This is a genomic window from Chroococcidiopsis cubana SAG 39.79 (assembly GCF_003991895.1).
In the GTDB taxonomy this organism is placed as follows: Bacteria; Cyanobacteriota; Cyanobacteriia; order Cyanobacteriales; family Chroococcidiopsidaceae; genus Chroococcidiopsis; species Chroococcidiopsis thermalis.
In genome coordinates this window covers 176,576-181,005 of record NZ_RSCK01000003.1, presented here as the reverse complement: position 1 = coordinate 181,005, position 4,430 = coordinate 176,576, and the positions used below count along the sequence as shown (strand labels likewise).

At 44.0% G+C, this 4,430-nt stretch carries 4 protein-coding genes; 1 reads left to right on the top strand and 3 read right to left on the bottom strand.

Annotation, left to right across the window (positions count from 1 at the left end; translation table 11 throughout):
• From DSM107010_RS03415 to rppA, 3 genes are all read right to left on the bottom strand, one after another.
• Positions 1 to 884, bottom strand: an 884-nt coding sequence (locus DSM107010_RS03415) for an iron uptake porin (protein ID WP_241994107.1), incomplete at its 3' end; no start/stop codon positions are given.
• A gap of 131 nt (positions 885 to 1,015) precedes the next feature.
• The gene (rppB, locus tag DSM107010_RS03410) at positions 1,016 to 2,344 is read right to left on the bottom strand and encodes a two-component system sensor histidine kinase RppB (RefSeq protein WP_127022378.1); all 1,329 of its coding nucleotides are present in this window, start codon (positions 2,342 to 2,344) and stop codon (positions 1,016 to 1,018) included.
• Positions 2,331 to 3,035 (bottom strand): two-component system response regulator RppA, encoded by a 705-nt coding sequence (gene rppA / locus DSM107010_RS03405; RefSeq protein WP_181246530.1) that lies wholly within the window; start codon positions 3,033 to 3,035, stop codon positions 2,331 to 2,333. Before rppA ends, rppB begins: the two co-directional genes overlap by 14 nt.
• A 627-nt stretch (positions 3,036 to 3,662) precedes the next feature.
• Here rppA and DSM107010_RS41065 point away from each other — a divergent pair.
• Positions 3,663 to 4,430 (top strand): iron uptake porin (locus DSM107010_RS41065; protein ID WP_241994106.1); only part of this gene is annotated, 768 nt, incomplete at its 3' end.

The window sequence follows — 4,430 nt, the reverse complement described above, 5'->3', positions numbered from 1 at the left end:
AAGTAGGGATCGATCAGATCGACAAAATCTCCTAAAACACCACCGTAAGGTTCGACAAGAACCGTCAGGCGATCGCCTATAGGAAATTCGTAGGCGAGATAAAACACCCCCATGTCGTTTTCGGTAGAGCCAACGGTATCTCGTTCGTACACGAGTCGTCCCATGTTAGTACCCGTTACGTCTCTAAAATCAGGGAAGTTATTAGCATAAAGCGAGACAGTCAGCGTATCTTTACCAGTAAAACTAGTCTCGAAATCTAACAGCACCCTATTGCTGAGGGTGAAATTTTCATCCACCCTACCAGCCGAACCTGCTGTCACGCCAGAAGGAACGGCTTTGTCTTTCCCAACAGCTCCACTCAAAGCAAAGATGACTTGTCCGTTGAGTTTAGTCGTGGTCGAAAATTGATTGGCTTCCAGTTGGGCTGTAGCTGTTTCCAGTGCATCTACCCGACCTCGTAGGGTACTAAGTTCAGTCGCAAAATCAGCTTGCAGCCTTTGGAGCGTGGTTAGATCTTCTTTGGTAACTAGGTCAGCCGTTGCTGTAGCAATTAATTCATTCACTCGATCTAGACAGGCATTTAAACCAGCGGCAAATTCATAACGGGTCAAAGCACGGTTGCCACGATATGTACTGTCAGGATAACCAGCAATGCAGCCGTATCGTTCCACCAATGACTGCAATGCTTGAAACAACCAGTCATTAGGCTGCACGTCGGATAGCTGGGAGACTGAGGGAATTGAAGCTTCCTGAGATATTAAGTTATTAGAGGATTTGGAAGATAGGGTGTAGGGAAAAAACTCAGTCCCAGCAACAGCAGGTAGGCAATAGGCGATCGCTACAAGTAGACTAGTGCTGCACGATAGTAGATATGCTTTTTTCACGTCGGTCGTGACTCCTCACTCTCAAAACACAGTCATGACCTTAACTTCTACCCGATGAAATTATGATGAAATCACTGTACGATTTGCTAACTGAATAATTCAAGATCGATCTTTGTAACTAGGACTATCCTTCAGCTATCTGGAAGTGATGAAGTTTCTAGGGGTAATCGCACGCTGAAAGTACTGCCTTTACCCAATTCGCTCTGCACCTCTAAACTACCATCATGTGCTTGAACGATCGCCATCGCGATCGCTAACCCCAACCCAGATCCACCCGATGCTCTAGAGCGATCGCTACTGACACGATAGAAGCGATCAAAAATTCGCTGTTGTTGCTCGGGTGCAATGCCAATACCCGTATCTCGAATCCGAATCAGCGCGTAGTGACCGCTACGCTCTAGAATTACAGTTACGCGACCGCCCGATGGCGTGTACTGGATGGCATTGACTATTAAATTTGTAAACAGACGATAGAGTTGTTCTTCATCCCCAAAGACGCGCAACAAACTTTTTACTCGGATGTCAACTGTCAACGTTACTCCTGCGTCAAGAGCCAAGGATGTTAATTCTTCTACCAAATCGCCGATAATATCGTTTAAGCAACAAAGCTGATGTCGTGCTGGTAACGGTCGCCGCTCCATGCGAGATAGTAAAAGTAGATCGGCAACTAACGTCGTCAGTCGTTGATTCTGGCGGTTTAAAGTGTGTAAAATATCGTATGCTTCTGCTTGAGACAGATCGGGCAATCGCAGAGCTGATTCGACAGTTGCACCTAGTGCCGCTAAAGGCGTTCTCAATTCGTGAGCTGCATCCGCTGTAAACTGTTGAACTTGCCTATACGAGCGGTAAATCGGTCGCATTGCTAATCCTGCCAGCCACCAACTGGAAACTGCCACCATTGCCATAGCAATTGGTAATCCCACCAGCAAAACTAACTTCACGTTATTTAGATAATCGTCAACATCTTTGAGACTTCGCCCCATCTGCATATATCCCCAAGGGCGATTGTCCTGAGTATGTAATGATAAAGATATTTGGTGATATCGATTTCCCCTAGCATCGACAAGAGTTTGCCATGCAGCCTCTCCTGAGGTAAGCGGCACCCCATTTGGTTGAGAACCGAACCCAGCGATAACCCGTCCAGAACGGTCTAAAAACCTGATGTAGTAGTCGTCTCGGTGAATGGCTCCGAGAATGTGACGTTTTTCCAATTGCGACATTTGTGGCAAGAGCTGCTTGGTTGTCTGTTCCAAGCGCCCAGGTTGTACCAGAGTTTTTTCGATAGAATCGTGTAGCGTTCCAGCCACAATCTCTAGCTCTCGGTCTAGAGTGCGCCAATGAGCGTGAATAATTGCTTGGTACACTCCAAAACCAAGTAGACTTAAAATAAAGCCCATCACAGCTGCATACCAGGCAACTAATTGCCAGCGAGTTCGAGTAAAAAGTTTATTTTGCTGCATCGGGAATATTGAGGCGATAGCCCCTGCCAGGAACTGTTTCGATTGCATAGGCGCTGTCTATGACTGCAAGTTGTCGTCTGAGCAAGCGAATTTGAGCAGCTACTACATTACTGGTGGTATCTGCATTCACTTCCCAAAGCTGATTGCGAATCTGCTCGCTGCTAACAATCCGATTTGGATGTGTCATAAAATACTCTAATAGCTGAAATTCCTTTTTCGTGAGTGGCACTAACTGCCGCTCGCCACTTTCTTCGACTAGATAAACACTTCGGGTTGCGTAATCTAAAATTAGATTACCTGCTTGGAGTTTTTGGGGTTGAATCTGAGGCGATCGCCGTTGGAGCGCCCTCACCCTTGCTAGTAGTTCCGCCATGCTAAACGGTTTCACTAGATAGTCATCCGCTCCTGCATCCAAACCAGTCACTCTGTCTTCAATACTATCTCTAGCTGTCAGGATCAACACTGGTAACGGGCTGTTTTGCCTCCTCAGCCGCTTGCACAGCTCTATACCTGACATTCCTGGCAACGACCAGTCCAAGATAGCCAAGCTATACTGTGCGTGCTGGTTTTCTAAATATTCCCAGGCTTCAGTGCCATTTAGAACCAAATCAACCACGTACTTTTCTTGGTCTAAGGTTCGCTTGATTGCAGCTCCTAAGTCTGGTTCATCCTCAACTAGTAATATTCTCACAAAATTCATCCTTCTGCTATTATACGTGGGTCTTTCCTCTATTAACTATCAGTTAAATTATCTACTAAGAATAGATTGGCAGAACTAGATGAAATCAGGATGAAATATCGACTCTTTCTGAGCCAGATCGATTTACTAGTTAAATTACAAAATATTTGCTTTAGCGAGTCAACCATTAAAAGTTTATGTTTTACTACATTTTCATTCAGAACTTAGCTACCTTACTCACTACTAAAAATTAATGAACTCCAGCGTTTTATTTGCTTCTATTCACCTAGTTTAGATTTATTTAATTACCTTTCAAAAAGTTGTTGAAGGAAAGATCGTATCAGATGAAAATGCAAGTATTCTTATTTAACAATTTTATACGCAAGTTTAAAAAAATTAATTTTTGCTCTTAAAGTAAGATTATTACAATATTTTCTAAAAACTTTGCTAGTAGCAAAGTGTGAAATAGAACTGTAGCTTCCTTCTCGCTTCAACATAGTCCTCAGTTCTAAAAAGGATTTCATCCGAATTTCATCTCTGTCTGAAATAATAAGCAGGTAGTGGCGACAAACATGACGCTATTTGCCGAATAAGTTGGGTATTTCTGTCAACTTAACAATATAGGTGTGAGCGAAAACTATGACAAAGTTCTTGTGGATTGCTTTGGGATTGTGTCCGGTTACGCTTGTAGGTACTACTCTATTTTTGACAGTCCGCACTCAAGCTGCTGAAGCTCCTGCATCGGAGATAGTTATAAATCCCTCAGAACAAAAAATTACACAACAAAAAATTGCACAACTAAGCCAATCTAATTCAACATTACAACCAGTTGCTCAACAGCTAGATGAGACCAGCTTTGATGAAATTAACCAAAATAGCCAAACCACAGATGCTCTAGCTCAAGTTACCTCTGTTTCTCAGTTGTCAGACGTACAGCCTACCGACTGGGCGTTTCAAGCCTTGCAGTCCTTAGTCGAGCGTTATGGTTGCATTGCTGGGTATCCCGACGGAACTTATCGCGGTAACCGCGCTTTGACTCGTTACGAGTTCGCTGCTGGTTTAAATGCCTGTTTAGATCGAGTGAATGAATTAATTGCTACAGCAACGGCTGACAATGTGACTAAAGAAGACCTAGCAACTTTACAACGGTTACAAGAGGAGTTTTCTGCCGAACTTGCTACTCTACGCGGTCGCGTTGATGCTCTAGAAGCTCGGACATCTGAATTAGAAGCCAATCAGTTTTCGACTACCACTACGCTAACTGGAGAAGTAATTGCTGTTGTAGCTGATGTCTTTGGTGATGAGCGAGCTGTTCGTAGCGGTGAAGCAGAAGGTTCTAGAGGAGATTTGGACATCAATACTATCTTGGCTGACCGCGCTCGTCTTAGTTTCAACACCAGTTTTACT